The 15,414-nt window shown below is 69.7% G+C and carries 9 protein-coding genes, 4 tRNA genes and 1 riboswitch; of the genes, 7 read left to right on the forward strand and 6 right to left on the reverse strand.

Annotated elements, in window-relative coordinates; genetic code table 11:
- On the reverse strand, positions 1-1,332 hold the full coding sequence (locus tag AC5L38_RS02965; RefSeq protein ID WP_495241177.1) for a CHAT domain-containing protein: 1,332 nt from the start codon (positions 1,330-1,332) through the stop codon (positions 1-3).
- Between the two features lie 202 nt (positions 1,333-1,534).
- Between AC5L38_RS02965 and AC5L38_RS02970 the strand changes: the two genes are divergently transcribed.
- Positions 1,535-3,808, forward strand: a complete 2,274-nt coding sequence (locus AC5L38_RS02970) for a hypothetical protein (protein ID WP_495241178.1) — start codon at positions 1,535-1,537, stop codon at positions 3,806-3,808.
- 511 nt (positions 3,809-4,319) lie between these two features.
- On the opposite strand, the gene AC5L38_RS02975 is transcribed toward AC5L38_RS02970, so the two are convergent.
- The 5 genes from AC5L38_RS02975 to AC5L38_RS02995 form a co-directional block, all read right to left on the reverse strand.
- Positions 4,320-4,394 (reverse strand) — tRNA-Val (locus AC5L38_RS02975).
- Between the two features lie 13 nt (positions 4,395-4,407).
- Positions 4,408-4,479 (reverse strand) — tRNA-Gly (locus AC5L38_RS02980).
- A 74-nt stretch (positions 4,480-4,553) separates the two neighbouring features.
- Positions 4,554-4,624, reverse strand: a tRNA-Cys gene (locus AC5L38_RS02985).
- A gap of 25 nt (positions 4,625-4,649) precedes the next feature.
- Positions 4,650-4,721 (reverse strand) — tRNA-Gly (locus AC5L38_RS02990).
- Positions 4,722-4,810: 89 nt separating this feature from the next.
- A complete protein-coding gene (locus AC5L38_RS02995; RefSeq protein WP_495241179.1) occupies positions 4,811-7,036 on the reverse strand; it encodes an N-acetylmuramoyl-L-alanine amidase in 2,226 nt (741 codons plus the stop codon).
- 155 nt (positions 7,037-7,191) lie between these two features.
- Between AC5L38_RS02995 and AC5L38_RS03000 the strand changes: the two genes are divergently transcribed.
- The 6 genes from AC5L38_RS03000 to AC5L38_RS03025 all read left to right on the forward strand — a co-directional run bounded on the left by AC5L38_RS03000 (position 7,192) and on the right by AC5L38_RS03025 (position 15,411).
- Entirely contained in the window at positions 7,192-7,467 is a 276-nt protein-coding gene (locus AC5L38_RS03000) for a hypothetical protein (protein WP_344743159.1), read from the forward strand.
- A 42-nt stretch (positions 7,468-7,509) separates the two neighbouring features.
- On the forward strand, positions 7,510-9,330 hold the full coding sequence (gene glmS, locus AC5L38_RS03005; RefSeq protein WP_495241180.1) for a glutamine--fructose-6-phosphate transaminase (isomerizing): 1,821 nt from the start codon (positions 7,510-7,512) through the stop codon (positions 9,328-9,330).
- 229 nt (positions 9,331-9,559) lie between these two features.
- On the forward strand, positions 9,560-10,579 hold the full coding sequence (locus tag AC5L38_RS03010; protein ID WP_495241181.1) for a tripartite tricarboxylate transporter substrate-binding protein: 1,020 nt from the start codon (positions 9,560-9,562) through the stop codon (positions 10,577-10,579).
- 4 nt (positions 10,580-10,583) lie between these two features.
- Positions 10,584-10,784: riboswitch (cobalamin riboswitch) on the forward strand.
- A 116-nt stretch (positions 10,785-10,900) separates the two neighbouring features.
- Positions 10,901-13,168: a ribonucleoside-diphosphate reductase subunit alpha gene (locus AC5L38_RS03015; RefSeq protein ID WP_495241182.1), complete on the forward strand. Its 2,268-nt coding sequence runs from the start codon at positions 10,901-10,903 to the stop codon at positions 13,166-13,168.
- A gap of 34 nt (positions 13,169-13,202) precedes the next feature.
- Positions 13,203-14,198 carry a ribonucleotide-diphosphate reductase subunit beta gene (locus tag AC5L38_RS03020; RefSeq protein WP_495241183.1) on the forward strand — a complete coding sequence of 332 codons (996 nt, stop codon included), beginning with the start codon at positions 13,203-13,205 and terminating at the stop codon, positions 14,196-14,198.
- A 91-nt stretch (positions 14,199-14,289) separates the two neighbouring features.
- The gene (locus AC5L38_RS03025; protein WP_495241184.1) at positions 14,290-15,411 is read left to right on the forward strand and encodes a mechanosensitive ion channel family protein; all 1,122 of its coding nucleotides are present in this window, start codon (positions 14,290-14,292) and stop codon (positions 15,409-15,411) included.
- Positions 15,412-15,414: the final 3 nt, after the last annotated feature.

Consider the following 15,414-nt stretch of genomic DNA (forward strand, 5'->3'; position numbering starts at 1 on the left):
TCACACTCCGACGTGGCAGAAAGCCGCCCACAGGCGAATGGAGGCATCATCGCGTTGGCCGGGTTCGCGCTGCAGGATCCTGTCAAGGAGCGCATCCGCGACGCCGGGATCCGGCCAGGCCGTGTTGTCCTCAAAGGCACGTTCCAAAACCGTCGCTTTCTCCTCGTTGGTGCTGTCTCGGAGCCACAGCTGGGCTCTTCGCAGTGCTTGGGCCGGTGACCAGGAGGGGCTGCGCCAGTCGCGGTAGAACTCGGACATCAGCATGCTCGTCCGCACGTCCGGCACCGCCCACAGTGGCGCGATGACAGCGGCTGCCCCGGCCTGCAGAAGCCCGGCGGGAAGACCGATGACCTCGTCCGGCAACTCCGTCCCCGGCAGCGAAGCCTCGCACGAGGACAGGACCGCGACCCTGATCCTCAAGTCCATCTCCAGCAGATCCCGCACACGCAGCGTCTGTCCGTCCGACAGCACCAGCCCGCTCTCGAGCGGGTTGGCCAGGTCGGCGTAACCGTGGCAGGCGAAGTGCGTGACATCGGCCGACTGAAGTCCGCGGCGAACCTCGGGGAGAGCGGCCGTCGATCCGGCGAGGACGTTCGCCGCGCCGCGGGTGGCCGCCTTGATCGTGGCCTCTTCCAGTTCGGTGAAAGGGATCGGTCGGAAGGCGGGAGGCATGGGCTGGGGGTCGATGACGGCCAGTACTGTCTCCCTGCCACGGTTCGCGGCGATCTTCCTGGCCGCGGTCAGCGATCTGGCATTGGGTGCATAGCTGATGGTGGTGGCGTCCAGCGCGTAGCTTCGGCCGGTCGGTTTGGTCTGGTCCGATGTCCAGGCCGCGTGTAGTGGCAGCAGACCGAGCAGTCCTCCGGGGACCAGGGTGATCGCTGGTTCCGGTCCGATCAGTTCGAGGAGGGGGTGCATGACGGTGTCCCACAGCCAGTGCGTGACCGCGTCAAGGTCGGCCTCCCACGGCCCGGCGACCGAATGGGGATCGGTCCGGAACTCGTTGTAGGAGCCGAACAGTGCCGACACCCGGGTTCTCAGCGAGTCCGTGGTCAGGTGGGGGAGCGCCACGGAGTCGACCTCGCCGTTGGGGCGGGCGACCAGCGCGAGCCCTTCCGCGTCGGTCGCGCTGATGTAACACAAGGGCTGGAACGCCGCGGCGACTATGTCGTCGAAGGTGGGAGCCGCGAGGAAACCCTCGTACCCGGGGACCCGGCGAATTTCTTCGACGACCTCGTTGAGTTCCCGCCAAGCGGCCCGTAACTCCTCAAGGTCGTCGCCCTCCACCCCGTTTCGTTCGGGGAAAGGCACCGCGTCGAGGGGATTGCTCATGGCCAGGATGCTACGTGTCTGCGTGGTCGGGAGAGGGTGGCTGTGGTGGAACGCCCGGCTATTTCGTGTATGTCGCGAATGAGCCAAGGTGCGTCGTACGCATATTGCCGTTTGGTGTGCCGTGGGGTCGGGTGTTCGGGGTACGAGAGTGGCTCAGAAGCGTCGTGTCGAGAGGCACGCGACTTGGTGGGGAGTGAGGACTGTGCCGTTATTTGACAGTGAAGGCGTTGAACGGCTGGGTGCGCTGTTGATCGAGTTCATTCAGCTCGGCACCCGTTCAGAACTCCAAGACACGGTACGCCGCCATCCCGAGCTGATGACCGATCAAGCCGAAGCGGTATTCGACGCGCTGCTGACGCACTGGGCGGATTCCGGGGCAGCCGCTCTGGCGCAGAACGCACGAACCCATCAGCGGGTATTGCGAGGGCTGCGCGCCAGCCGGGACGGTGCTCTCGCGGCCGCGACCCAAGCGGAGGCGGCGGGCGCGGGCCAGGATGTCGGGGAACTTACGCGGATGGTGGCGAAATGGGAGGAAACCATCGGCCATCCTGGCTTTCCGCTTTTGTCCGATGAAGTCCGAGCCAATATGTACATCTCCGCGGGCAACGCCTGGTTCGCGCACTGGCGCCAACGGTTCGTCCCTGCGGACGGGCTGGAGAGGGCACTCGGCTACTTCCGGAAGGCGGCAGATGCCGGGATCCCTTCGGGGGCGGGAGCCAAGGCGCGAGTCAACGCCGCGGCGGCGCTTCGTGAGCGTGGAGGCCAAGCGGATCTCGACGACGCGGCGGGCCTCCTCGTCCCGATCACCACCACATCCGATGCCCTGACCAGAGGCATCGCCTGGACCACATTGGGCCATGTCCACTTTGACCGCTACGGGCAATCGGGGGATCTTCGCCTGCTGGCGGATGCCGAATCGGCCTACCGTAGTGCCCTCAACGACACTCCTGAAGGGTCGGCCGCCGAGCCGGGAAGGCTCAGTCATCTGGCGGGGATCTGGCTGGAGCGGTGGAGAAACGGGGGAGAGGACGCTCTTCTCGACGCCGCTGTCAGTGATCTCCTGCGGGCGGTGGCGGCCGCCCGCGCCCATCCGGATCGCTTGGGAGTGCCTTTGTCCCATTTGGGCAGTGCTCTGCTTGAACGATTCCGCACCTGTGGAAATCGCGACGACCTTGAGCATGCGGTCCGGGTCTTCATCGAAGCGGCTGACAGCCAGCTCGCCGGCACGGTGGAGAAGCTGATGGCGCTGGCCAACTTGGCGGTCGCCCGGGCACAGCGTCACGAGGTCTACGGAGATCCCGCCGATGCGGAAGAGGCGGCGACGGCGTTCAGGCAGGTGTCCGATGATCTGGAGCGTGTGCCGGTGAGTGTGGCCAGCCAAGTCGTCGCCGGGCTGGTCGGCTCGTATGACCTCACCGGGAACACTGATTCGATCAGCGAGGCGATTGCGCTGGCGCGGCGGGCGGTCGCCTCCTCGCCCGTAACGTCTTTGCCGGCATTGCTTGACAATCTCGGCTCAGCACTGTCACGCCGTTACGACGCGACGGGCGACGTCCACGACCTCAACGCGCTCGTCTCAACATATGAGGAGGCGGTAGCGTGCACGCCGGCGAGGTCCCCGCTTCTTGCGGTGCGGCTGGCCAATCTGGGCGACGCGCTTCGCGACAGAGCTCTGCGGATCGGGACGGCAACCGATCTCGACAACGCGGTGGCTACGCTCGATAGGGCGTTGACGTTGACTCCGTCTGCCGCACCGGCCCGTGCGGACCGGCTGGCCGCTTCGGCATCGGCGCTTTTGGATCGGCATCGGGCCCGAGGTAGGGCAGGAGACCTGCGCGGAGCCTCGCAACGCGCTCAAGCCGCGGCGCAAGCGACGTCTCCGGCGGCCCCCGACGCGCCCGCGCGTCTTGGCTTGTGGGCGGCGTGTCTGCAGGAAGAAGGTCGTCTTGATGAGGCTGTAAGCCTGTTTACCGCGTCGCTCGAGCTGACTCCTGCGACGGCACCGATGTATGCCCGTCATCTTCACAATCTCGGACAGGTGCTTGCCGAGCGTGCTCGTCACGGCGGACACCCTGATGAGGTGTCGGCTGCCATAGGTGTGTTGTTGAGTGCCTGGCAGGCAGGAGCGGTGGCAGACCCAGCGGTCGCGGTTTCGGCGGGACGGGTGTGGGGGGATCTCGCCACCTCGGGTAGCCGATGGCGCCAGGCCGCCGAGGGGAATCTTCGCGCGCTTGCCGCGGTCGCCTTTCTGGTAGGCGGGCAGCGGGTGCGGCGAGGCAAGGAGGGGTGGCTTCGTGAGGCTCAGCACGTACCGGCTGCCGCGGCCGCGGCGCTGGCTCACCTGAAGTTCAACGCCTGGGCGGTTACGGTCATGGAGACCGGAAGAGCGGTCCTGCTCGCCGAGCAACTTCAGCGGAAAGTGTCAGGGACAGTTGAACCGGGGCCCCTGAAAGGCGGTTCGAGGCCATCACGGTGATGGCCACTGAAAGGGTTTCCAGTCCATGTCCGCTGCCGCGTTCTGGGCGTCTCAGAGCCGGGCTTCCATGCCTGGAGGCACCGTCCGCCCCGAGACCGGGCGCTCCGGCACACCTGGCTGACCGATGAGATCCGGCAGGTGCACGCCCCATGCGTTCGATCGGTGATTGCGTCGATAACGCGGTGATCGAGTTCTTCTGGAGCCGAATGCGGACCGAGCCGCTCAACCACTAGCGGTGAAAGACCCGGATCGAGCTAGTGATCACGATCTTTGAGCACCTGGAGATCTTTCACAACCGGCAACGACGTACAGCGCCCGGGGGATGTTCACCCCCATCGAGTGCAAGATGTTCCATTCGAACGCTCAGCTGGCGTGAAAGTCAACCCGGCCGACTCCACCGAATTCGGGGTACATCGAGCCAAAAGTCTGCCTGAGGTGGCTTACCGCGACTCTTCAAGATCACAAAGGGGTTCCGGAGAATCTCCGGAACCCCTTTGTGATCTTCAAAACATGGTGGACGATACAGGGATTGAACCTGTGACCTCTTCCGTGTCAGGGAAGCGCTCTCCCGCTGAGCTAATCGTCCTCGGGTGAACCAGAGCGGAAGACGGGATTCGAACCCGCGACCCTCACCTTGGCAAGGTGATGCTCTACCACTGAGCCACTTCCGCGTATCCGCTTCGGGTTTCCCCTCGGCGCTCGCACTACTTTACCGGATCCCGGAGGGTCCGATGGTCGTGCGTTGAGGTGGAGACGGGATTTGAACCCGTGTAGACGGCTTTGCAGGCCGTTGCCTCGCCTCTCGGCCACTCCACCGGCCGGGCCCCTGGGGACCCGCCGGAGCGGAAGACGGGATTCGAACCCGCGACCCTCACCTTGGCAAGGTGATGCTCTACCACTGAGCCACTTCCGCGTGATCCCCGGAAACGGCTCCGGGGCACGTGAAAACTCTAGCGCCTCCGCAGGGCGGATGTGCGCAACCGGCAGTGCCGCCGGAGATCCTCACCTGGTGACCGGCTGGACGTCGGAGGCCCGGACGAACATGATCCGGTGCCCGAACTGGATCTGCCGGTAGCGCATCCTGCCGGCGACGACACGGTGCTCGGACGGGTCGAAGGCCGCCGCCCTGAGGTAGGAGGCCCTCGTCGTCGCGCCGGAGCTGTACGCCTGCCCGGCGGGTATCGAGTACTGCAGCGGGGCCAGGGCCTGCACGGGAACGCCGCCGGGGTAGGCGGGCGCCTTCGGGTACGCCCTGCCGTACACCCTGATCGGGGCCCGGCCCGGCCTGGGGGTCACCAGGGGGCCGGAGGCGCGCACGGAGGTGGGGGCTCCGGCGGGGTCGTGGAACCACGCCTTCTGGCCGAGGTACCAGATCGCGGTCCAGTCGCCCCTGCGCTCGGCGAGCGCGTACCGCTGGCCGGTGGAGGCGCGGGCGGCGTGGTCGTAGACGCTGTACGTGGAGCCGCCGGTGGGGTGCTTGCCGACGTCCTTGACCAGCGGCGCGGTGGGGGAGGGGCGTGTGCGCAGCCAGACCGAGGCGGCGCCCAGGCCGCGGCACCCCCCGGTGCAGCCGGTGAACCCCGGGCTGTTGGTGCCGTAGTCGGGCCTGATCAGCACCGAGCGCGCGTCGTCGCCGCCCGAGGCGCGCAGCGGCCTGCCGAGCAGCTCGAAGTAGTGGGCCCAGTCCCAGTAGGGGCCGGGGTCGTCGTGCATGCCGCCCACGGTCTCCGGGGTGGTGCCCGGGACGTTGTCGTGTCCCAGGATGTGCGCCCGGTCGAGGGGGACGTCGTACTTGGCGGCGAGGTGGCGGACCAGCCTGGCCGACGCCAGGTACATCGCCTCGGTGAACCAGGCGCCGCCCCTGGCCAGGTAGCCCTCGTGCTCCAGGCCGATGGAGCGGGAGTTGACGTACCAGTTTCCCGCGTGCCAGCCGACGTCCCTGGCCCGCAGGTGCTGGGCGATGTGGCCGTCGGCGGAGCGGATGGTGAAGTGCCAGCTCAGGTAGGCGGGGTTCTTGACCAGGCGGGTCATGGCGTCGTAGCTCGTCTCCCCGTCGTGGATCACGATGTAGTCGATCTTCCGGGGGGCGGCGGAGCGGTCGTGGTTGCCGTACCCGCCGCCGGGGAGCCGCTTGTAGGCGGCCGGGAGCCACTCGCAGGAGACACTCTTCGGGCAGTCGGGCCCCGGCACGGGAGCGGGGGCGGGCCGCTTGGCGAGCGCCATGGCCGTCTTCGTGGGGGGAGCGGGGGTCTTCGCGCCGGGCGACGGTGCCGGGGTGGGGGTGACCGGGGTGGGGGTGGGCGGCGCGGGGGGCGGGCCGGCGGGCGAGGCGCGCCGTTCCAGGGGGAGCGGTGCCCGCGGGCCGGACGGCCCGGAGCGCCCCGCCGGGGTGAGCGGCGCGGCGGGCCCGAAGGGCGCTGAACGCGCGGAGTGTGTCGAGGGCGTGGGCAGGTCCGGGGTGGCGGGGAGGACCACGAGCTCGCCGTCGTCGGTCAACCGCGCGGCACCGGTCCGGATCGTCGCGTAGACCTCGTCGGCGAAGGACGGTGCCGCCCCCCTCCCCGCCGCGCCCCTCTCCGGGGTGCCGGGGTAGCGGGCCACCGCGTCGTACCAGCTCACCGGATCGTCGCTGAGGCCCCCGCCGGGGCTCCCGCCGGTGCGGCGCCGGTGGTCGGCGAGCAGCGCGGCGCCGCCCATGATGTTGGCGGAGGCGTCCTGGCGCAGCCGGGCGGGGGACAGGCCGGTCAGTTCCGAGGCCCGCCGCAGGGTGTCCTCCGGCGGGTCGGCCGCCATCGGCGGCAGGGCGATCACGCGCGGCCGGGTCTCGTCGCCGCGCGGGTCCTCCCCGGCGCCGTGGGGGCGCCCGGGTTCGGCCCGGCCGTCGATCAGGTGCATCGGGCCGTATCCGGCGGAGACGCTGGGCAGCCCGCCGTGGCCCTCCCAGCGGGACTCCAGGTAGGAGACCGCGAGCAGCACGCTCTCCGGAACCCCGTACCGCCGCGCCGCCTCGGTGAAGGCGGCCTGCCTGCCTGTCCGCGCTCCCGCTCCCGACGGGGTGCCGGGCGGTGCCGAGGTCCCGGCGGGGGCCGGGGGCGTCCGGAGCCACGCCGGCCGGTCCGCGGGGACGACCGGGGCCGGGGCGGTGGAAGCCGGGACGGCCGGGGCCGGGGCGGTTGAGGTCAGGACGGTGAGAGCGGCGACGACGGTGATCCCCGGCAGGCGGCGCATAGCGGTGTTCCTCCCCCTCTGGCGACTACCTAGAGTTATCAGAGATTACCGAATGTCGCGCATTGCGACGGGGTTGCGACGCTGAAGAGATTCTCTGCCCGAAATCGGGCAGGAAACTTGGTGTGTTCTCTCCCGGATGCGTATGGTCCTGCTCTGTGTCCACGGCACGGAATCCGCACGAGGATCTGATCACCCACCTGACCCGGACGAGCGCGCTCGGTCCGGGCGAGGCGGCGCGGGTCGTCGCGGACGTGCTGGCCTACTTCTCCGAGCCCGTCGACGAGTTCGTCCGGCGGCGTCACGCGGAGCTGAAGGCCAGGGGGCTGGTCAACGACGAGATCTTCCCCAGGGTCGCCGCCGAGCTGGCGGTGCGCCGTGTCGCGGCACCCGAACTCTCCCTGAGACAGCTTCGCCGGATCGTGTACGGGTAGCGGACGGCGGCACCCCGATCTTTTACGGACAAGGAGCGTTACATGTGCGGAATCGTGGCCTACGTGGGGCCCAAGGACGCGGCACCGATCCTGCTGGAGGGCCTGCAGCGTCTTGAGTACCGGGGCTACGACTCGGCCGGGGTGGTGATCTCCAACAAGGGCCTCAAGATGCGCAAGGTCAAGGGGCGGGTGGCCGACCTGGCGGCGGTCGTGCCCGCGCGGTTCAAGGGCGGCCTGGGCATCGGCCACACCCGCTGGGCCACCCACGGCGCGCCCAGCGACGTCAACGCCCACCCGCACCTGTCCACCGACGAGCGCATCGGCGTCGTGCACAACGGCATCATCGAGAACGCCGACGAGCTGCGCGCCAAGCTGGAGGCCGACGGGGCGATCTTCCTGTCGGAGACCGACACCGAGGTGCTGGCGCACCTGATCTCCCGGACGGTCAAGGAGGCCGACTCGCTGGAGGAGGCCGTGCGGACCGCGCTCAAGCGGGTCGTCGGCACGTACGGGATCGCGGTGATCGACTCCGAGCGCCCCGGCGAGGTGGTCGTGGCGCGCAACGGCAGCCCCATCGTGCTGGGCATCGGCGAGAAGGAGATGTTCGCCGCCTCCGACGTCGCCGCGCTGGTCCGCTACACCCGCCAGGTGGTGCACCTGGAGGACGGCGAGATCGCCGTGCTGCGGGCCGACGGGTTCAACACCTTCGCCAGCGACGCGCGGGAGACGGCCAAGGAGACGCTGACCGTCGACTGGGAGGCCGGGCACTACGACACCGGCGGCTACGAGCACTACCTGCTCAAGGAGATCTCCGAGCAGCCCGACACGGTGGCCAGGACGCTGCGCGGGCGGCTGGACGACCGCTTCCACATCGCTCACCTGGGCGGTCTCAACATGGACGCGCGGGAGACCCGCTCGTTCCGCCGGGTGAAGATCATCGGCTGCGGTTCCGCGTACTACTCGGGCCAGATCGGCGCGCAGCTCATCGAGGAGCTGGCGCGCATCCCGGCCGACGCGGAGCCGGCGAGCGAGTTCCGCTACCGCAGCCCGGTGGTGGAGGCCGACACCCTCTACGTGGCGATCAGCCAGTCGGGGGAGACCTACGACACCCTCGCCGCCGTGCAGGAGCTCAAGCGCAAGGGCGGCAGGGTGCTCGGCATCGTCAACACCGTGGGCAGCGCGATCGCCCGCGAGTGCGACGGCGGCGTCTACCTGCACGCGGGCCCCGAGGTCTCGGTGGCGAGCACCAAGGCGTTCACCTCGACCGCGGTGGCCTTCGCGCTGCTCGCGCTGCACCTGGGCCGGGTGCGCGACCTGTCTCCCGCCGACGGCCGCAGGATCTGCGACGGCCTGCGGAGGCTGCCGGACCAGATCAAGGAGATCCTGGCGCTGGAGCCGCAGATCAAGGAGCTGGCGGGCAGGTACGCCGAGTCGCCGAGCATGATGTTCGTGGGCCGGGTCAGGGGCTATCCGGTGGCCCGCGAGGGCGCGCAGAAGCTCAAGGAGATCTCGTACGTGCACGCCGAGGCGTACCCGGCCAGTGAGCTCAAGCACGGGCCGCTGGCGCTGATCGGCCCGGACATGCCGACGGTGGCGATCGTCCCCGACGACGAGCTGCTGGACAAGAACCTCACCACGCTGGGCGAGATCCGCGCCCGGGGCGGCCGGGTGCTCATGGTGGGCCACCGCGCGGCCGACCCCAAGCTGGCCGAGGACTGCGTCGTGGTGCCCAAGAACGAGACCGAGCTGGACCCGATCCTGCTGTCGATCCCGCTCCAGCTCTTCGCCTACCACGCCGCGGTGGCGCTGGGACGGGACGTCGACAAGCCCAGGAACCTGGCCAAGAGCGTCACGGTGGAGTGACCTCCCCTCGCCCCGGCGCCCCCGTTCCCGGCCCGCCGGGGCGGGGGCGCCGCGCTTCCCGGGGCTTTCGCGAGGCGGCCGTCTCCGACGCCTTGATTCCGGGGTCCTCTCCGGTGGTCCGTGGCCGGGAACGGACGGTTCCCGGAAGTTCGGGCATACCCCACTTAGTCACAGAAAGTGATGTGAAAGTAACCTATGGAATAGGGGGTTCTCGGGGGAAGGGGCGCTCATGCGCCGTAGGAGGTTCTGCGCGCTGGCGGCGGGGGCCGTGCTCGCCGCGGGGTGCGGCGCGGACGGCGGTACCGACCCGGTGGTGAAGCGCCTGTTCATCCTCGAACCGACCGCCGACGGCCACGGCTGGGCCGGGATCGCGGGCAGGCTGGCGACCTCCCTGGTCCAGTCGGGGCTGGTGCGCACCGCGATGGCCGTCGAGCGGGCCGGGCCCCTGGGCTCAGCCTCGCGCGACGCGTTCGGCGCCTTTCGCGGCCCCTTCGCGCGCGAGGGCAGGCTGCTCGTCACCGCGATGCCGATGGTGGCCGCCGCGGAGATCGCCAACACCGCCGCCGTGGTGAACGCCGCCACCCCCATCGCCCGCCTGGTCGGCGACTGGACGGTCCTGGTCGTCCCCTCCGGCTCCCGCCTGCGCACCTTCGAGGACTTCGTCGCGCGGCTGCGGGACGACCCGGCGGGCCTGACGGTCGGCGGCCGGTCGGAGGGCGGCACCGACCACGTGCTCTACGGCATGATCGGCAAGTGCCTCGGGGTGGACACCCGGCTGCTGGAGTACGCGGGCTACCTCGCCCCCGAGGACGCCGCCGACGCGCTCCAGGCCGGCCGGGTGGCCGCCCTGCTGGGATCGGCGCGCGCCCTGCGGCCCGAGATCACCGCGGGCCGCCTGCGGCCCCTGGTGGTCTCCTCCGGCGGCCGGATCGACGGGATCGACGCGCCGACGCTCATGGAGGCCGACGTCCGGCTGGAGTACAGCGACTGGTGCGGGCTGCTCGGCCCCAAGGGCATGAGCCCGGGGGACCGGGACGCCGCGATCGCCCTGTGTGACAGGATCGACGCCGCGCCGCGCTGGCGTGCCCTGTGCGCCTCCCGAGGCTGGAGCCGGGTCTATCTCAGCGGCGACGAGTTCCGCCAGTGGCTCTCCACCGAGACGGCCCGCACCCGGGGTGTGCTTCACGAGCTCGGGCTGTTGAAGTCCTCCGCCACAACTTGTTGGGGTAGTTGCGTCAGACGCCCCTAGATGTAGGATCCTGCTCGTTGCTGGTTCGCCCCGCGAGGGGCGAGGCAAGAGGGAACCCGGTGAGATTCCGGGACTGCCCCGCAGCGGTGAACGGGAACGAAAGCCGTCATTGAGCACTGGGCGAACCATGCCTGGGAAGCGACGGCCGGTAGGCGTGTGTGGTGTGCCCGTGAGTCCGAAGACCTGCCGGTGACGTGATTGTCCAGGGCCTCGTGGGAGGGCCCGCGGAACGAGGCGATCCGGCGTGCCCGGGATCGCTCGCGGACGCGTGCCCATCCGGCGGAGCCGTACGGGGAAGTCCGATCGAGCGAGGGGCACTACGTGACACAGGCATTGGCGGAGACCGCGGCGGGCGGGGCGGGGACCGCGGCGGGCGACGGCGGCGCGAACACCGGGAATGTCAGGAATGCCGGGAGTGCCGGGAACGCGGCGGACGAGCGCAGGCTGGCGATCGACGAGGCCGCCGCACGGGTGATCACCGACCCCGAGAACTCCAGGATCGCCGCCGCGATGCTGGCCGGGCTGATCGCCGACGAGGCCGCCGAGCACGGCGTCCGCGACTTCTCCGACTCCATCGCCGCGACCCACGAGGCGGGGCTGATCCAGGACGGGCTCGCGGAGTTCGTGGCCGCCCACGCCGGGATGCTGGACGCGCTGGTCGACCCGGAGGCCGACGCCAGGTTCGAGTACTTCGGGCTGCGTACCGTCTACGACCGCTACCTGCTGCGCCACCCGAGGACCCGCAAGGTCCTGGAGCGCCCGCAGCACTTCTTCCTGCGGGTGGCCTGCGGCCTGTCCGAGAGCGTCGAGGAGGCCGCCGAGCTGTACGCGCTCATGGCCACCCTGTCCTACCTGCCCAGCTCGCCCACGCTGTTCAACTCCGGCTCCCGCAGGCCCCAGCTCTCCTCGTGCTTCCTGCTCGACTCGCCCCGCGACGAGCTGGAGTCCATCTACGACCGCTACGGGCAGGTCGCGCGGCTGTCGAAGTACGCCGGGGGCATCGGGATCGCCTGGACCAGGGTCCGCTCGCGGGGCTCGCTGATCCGCGGCACCAACGGCCACTCCAACGGCATCGTGCCCTGGCTGCGCACGCTCGACTCCAGCGTCGCCGCGGTCAACCAGGGAGGCCGGCGCAAGGGCGCGGCCTGCGTCTACCTGGAGCCCTGGCACGCCGACGTCGAGGAGTTCCTGGAACTGCGCGACAACACCGGCGAGGAGGCCCGCCGCACGCACAACCTGAACCTGGCCAACTGGATCCCCGACGAGTTCATGCGCCGGGTCGAGGTCGACGGGACCTGGTCGCTGTTCGACCCCAAGGACGTCCCGCACCTCACCGACCTGTACGGCACCGCGTTCGACGACGCCTACCGGGCCGCCGAGGCCGAGGGCCGCTTCACCCGGCAGATCCCCGCCCGCACCCTGTACGGGCGCATGATGCGCACGCTCGCCCAGACCGGCAACGGCTGGATGACCTTCAAGGACGCGGCCAACCGGACCTCCAACCAGACGGCCAGGCCCCAGAACGTCATCCACCTGTCGAACCTCTGCACCGAGATCCTGGAGGTCACCGGCGACGCGGAGACCGCCGTCTGCAACCTCGGCTCGATCAACCTCGCCGCCCACCTCTCAGCGGATCCCGGCGAGGCGATGGACTGGGTGCGGCTGCGCGCGACCGTCCGTACCGCCGTGCGGTTCCTCGACCGCACCATCGACCTGGGTTTCTACCCGACCCCCGAGGCGGAGGCGGCCAACCGGAGGTGGCGCCCGATCGGGCTCGGCGTGATGGGCCTGGCCGACGTGCTGTTCGCGCTGCGGCTGCCGTTCGACTCGCCCCGCGCCCTGGAGCTGTCGACCCGGATCTCCGAGGAGATCGCGCTCGCCGCCTACCGGACCTCCTCCGACCTGGCCGTGGAGCGGGGCCGCCACCCCTCGTACGAGGAGACCAGGGCCGCCGACGGGGTGCTGCACCCCGACCACTACGGGGCGGCGGGGTCCGAGGAGTGGGCGGAGGTCAGGGAGCGGGTCGCCCGGACCGGCCTGCGCAACTCGCTGATGATCGCGATCGCGCCGACGGCCACGATCGCCTCCATCGCGGGCTGCTACGAGTGCATCGAGCCGCAGGTCTCCAACGTCTTCAAGCGCGAGACCCTCTCGGGGGAGTTCCTCCAGGTCAACCGCTATCTCGTCCGCGACCTGCGGGCCCGTGGGCTGTGGACCCCGCTGATCCGCGATGCGATCAAGCGCGCCGACGGCTCCGTCCAGGACATCCCGGAGATCCCCGCCGACCTGAGGACGCTCTACCGGACCGCCTGGGAGCTGCCGCAGAAGGCGCTGATCGACCTGGCCGCCGCGCGCACCCCGTACATCGACCAGTCGCAGTCGCTGAACCTCTTCATGGCCACGCCGACCATCGGCAAGCTCTCCTCGATGTACGCCTACGCGTGGAAGGCGGGTCTCAAGACCACCTACTACCTGCGTTCGCGCCCGGCCACCCGGATCGCGCAGGCCACCGTGGCGGCGCCGGTCGCCGATCCCGGGGCCGTGGCCTGCTCCCTGGAGAACCCCGAGTACTGCGACGCCTGCCAGTAGCCGTCCCTGAAAGCTCCGCGAAAGGCATTTCCCGATGTTGCTCGACCCCGGCATGGATCTCACCCTGCGGCCGATGCGCTACCCCGAGTTCTACGAGCGCTACCGGGCCGCGATCCGCAACACCTGGACCGTCGAGGAGGTGGACCTCACCTCCGACCTGGCCGACCTGGCGCGGATGACGCCCGAGGAGCGCCACCTGATCAACCGCCTCGTGGCGTTCTTCGCCACCGGCGACTCGATCGTGGCCAACAACCTCGTTCTGAATCTCTACCAGCACCTCAACGCCCCCGAGGCGCGCCTGTACCTCAGCAGGCAGCTGTTCGAGGAGGCGGTGCACGTCCAGTTCTACCTGACGCTGCTGGACACCTACCTGCCCGACCACGACGAGCGGGTCAAGGCCTTCGCCGCGGTCGAGCACATCCCCTCGATCCGGGACAAGGCGGAGTTCTGCTTCCGCTGGATCGACTCGCTCGGCGGGCTGACCAGGCTGGAGACGCGCGAGGACCGGCGGGCGTTCCTGCTCAACCTGATCTGCTTCGCGGCGTGCATCGAGGGGCTGTTCTTCTACGGGGCCTTCGCCTACGTCTACTGGTTCCGCTCCAGGGGCCTGCTCAGCGGCCTGGCCACCGGGACGAACTGGGTGTTCCGCGACGAGTCCATGCACATGGAGTTCGCCTTCGGCGTCGTGGAGACCGTACGGGCCGAGGAGCCCGACCTGTTCGACGACAAGCTCGCCGAGCAGGTCACCCAGATGATCGAGGAGGCGGTGGCGGCCGAGCTGGCCTTCGCGGCCGACCTGTGCGGCGACGGCCTGCTCGGGATGAGCGTGGACCAGATGCGTCAGTACCTGGAGTACGTGGCCGACCAGCGCCTCGTCAGGCTGCGGATGCCCGCCCGGTACGGCACGGCCAACCCGTTCGCGTTCATGGAGTTGCAGGACGTGCAGGAGCTGGCCAACTTCTTCGAACGCCGGGTTTCGGCCTACCAGATAGCCGTGGAAGGGAATGTCACATTCGACGAATCCTTCTGATTAGCTGGTGATCCAGGGAAGATGACGACGAGGATGAAAGACGTCGAGGGGGACGCCTCAAGTGTCCGGCTGGATCATGATGATTGTTTCCGTGGCGGCCGCCGTCGTGGCGGTGGAGGTCGTGCGACGGGTGTTGCGCTCGCGGCTGATCGGTGAGAAATGGGTTCTCGCCGGTCCCCTCGTGCGCCGCTGCACCTGGCCGGGGTTCGCCACGGCCGCCGTGGCGACGGCACACACCATCTACGAGCCGAACATGGCGACGGCCTCGATCGGCCAGGTGATCGACCGTGGTCTCAGCCTGGCGATGATCGGGTGCGCCACCTGGCTGGTCATCCAGGCCGCCTACGCGGTCACCGACGTGGTGCTGGACCGTCTGATCACCGTCGAGGGCGAGGCCAACCGCAGGGCCCGGCGCATCCGCACCCAGATCACCCTGGTCCGCCGGGTCGCCTCCGCGGTGATCATCGTGGTCGCGCTGGGCGCGATGCTCTTCACCTTCCCGCAGGTGCGTGCGCTCGGCGCCGGGCTGCTGGCCTCGGCCGGTATCGCCGGCGTCGTCGTCGGTATCGCCGCCCAGTCGACCCTGGGCAACATGCTCGCCGGGCTCCAGCTGGCCTTCAGCGACGCGCTCCGGCTGGACGACGTCGTCGTGGTGAAGGGCGAGTGGGGCCGGATCGAGGAGCTCAGCCTGACCTACGTGGTGCTGCGGCTGTGGGACGAGCGGCGGCTCGTCCTGCCGGTCTCCTACTTCACGGCCAACCCGTTCGAGAACTGGACCCGGCACAGCAGCCGGGTGATCGGCCACGTGATGTTCCGGGTCGACTGGTCGGTGCCGGTGGAGGAGCTGCGCGCCGAGCTCTACCGGGCCCTGCGCGAGCACCCGCTCTGGGACCAGAAGGACTGGACCCTCCAGATCACCGACACCCTTCCCAACGGGCTGCTGGAGCTGCGCGCCCTGATGAGCGCCGCCGACTCCGCCAGCGCGTGGGACCTCAAGTGCGACATGCGCGAGCACATGGTGGCCTTCGTCCGTGACAAGTATCCCGAGGCGCTGCCCCGCTTCCGGGTCGAGACCCCGCCCCCGTCCGCGACCGTCCCCGGGACGCTCACAGGTCTGATGGGCGCGGGTCTGATGTCGCGGGGCCTGGGCGGCGACCCCGGCGAGCGGGACGGCGCCCGCGAGAAGGACGACGACCGGGCGGACCCGGTCTGAGGC

It is taken from the genome of Streptosporangium nanhuense, assembly GCF_059358815.1.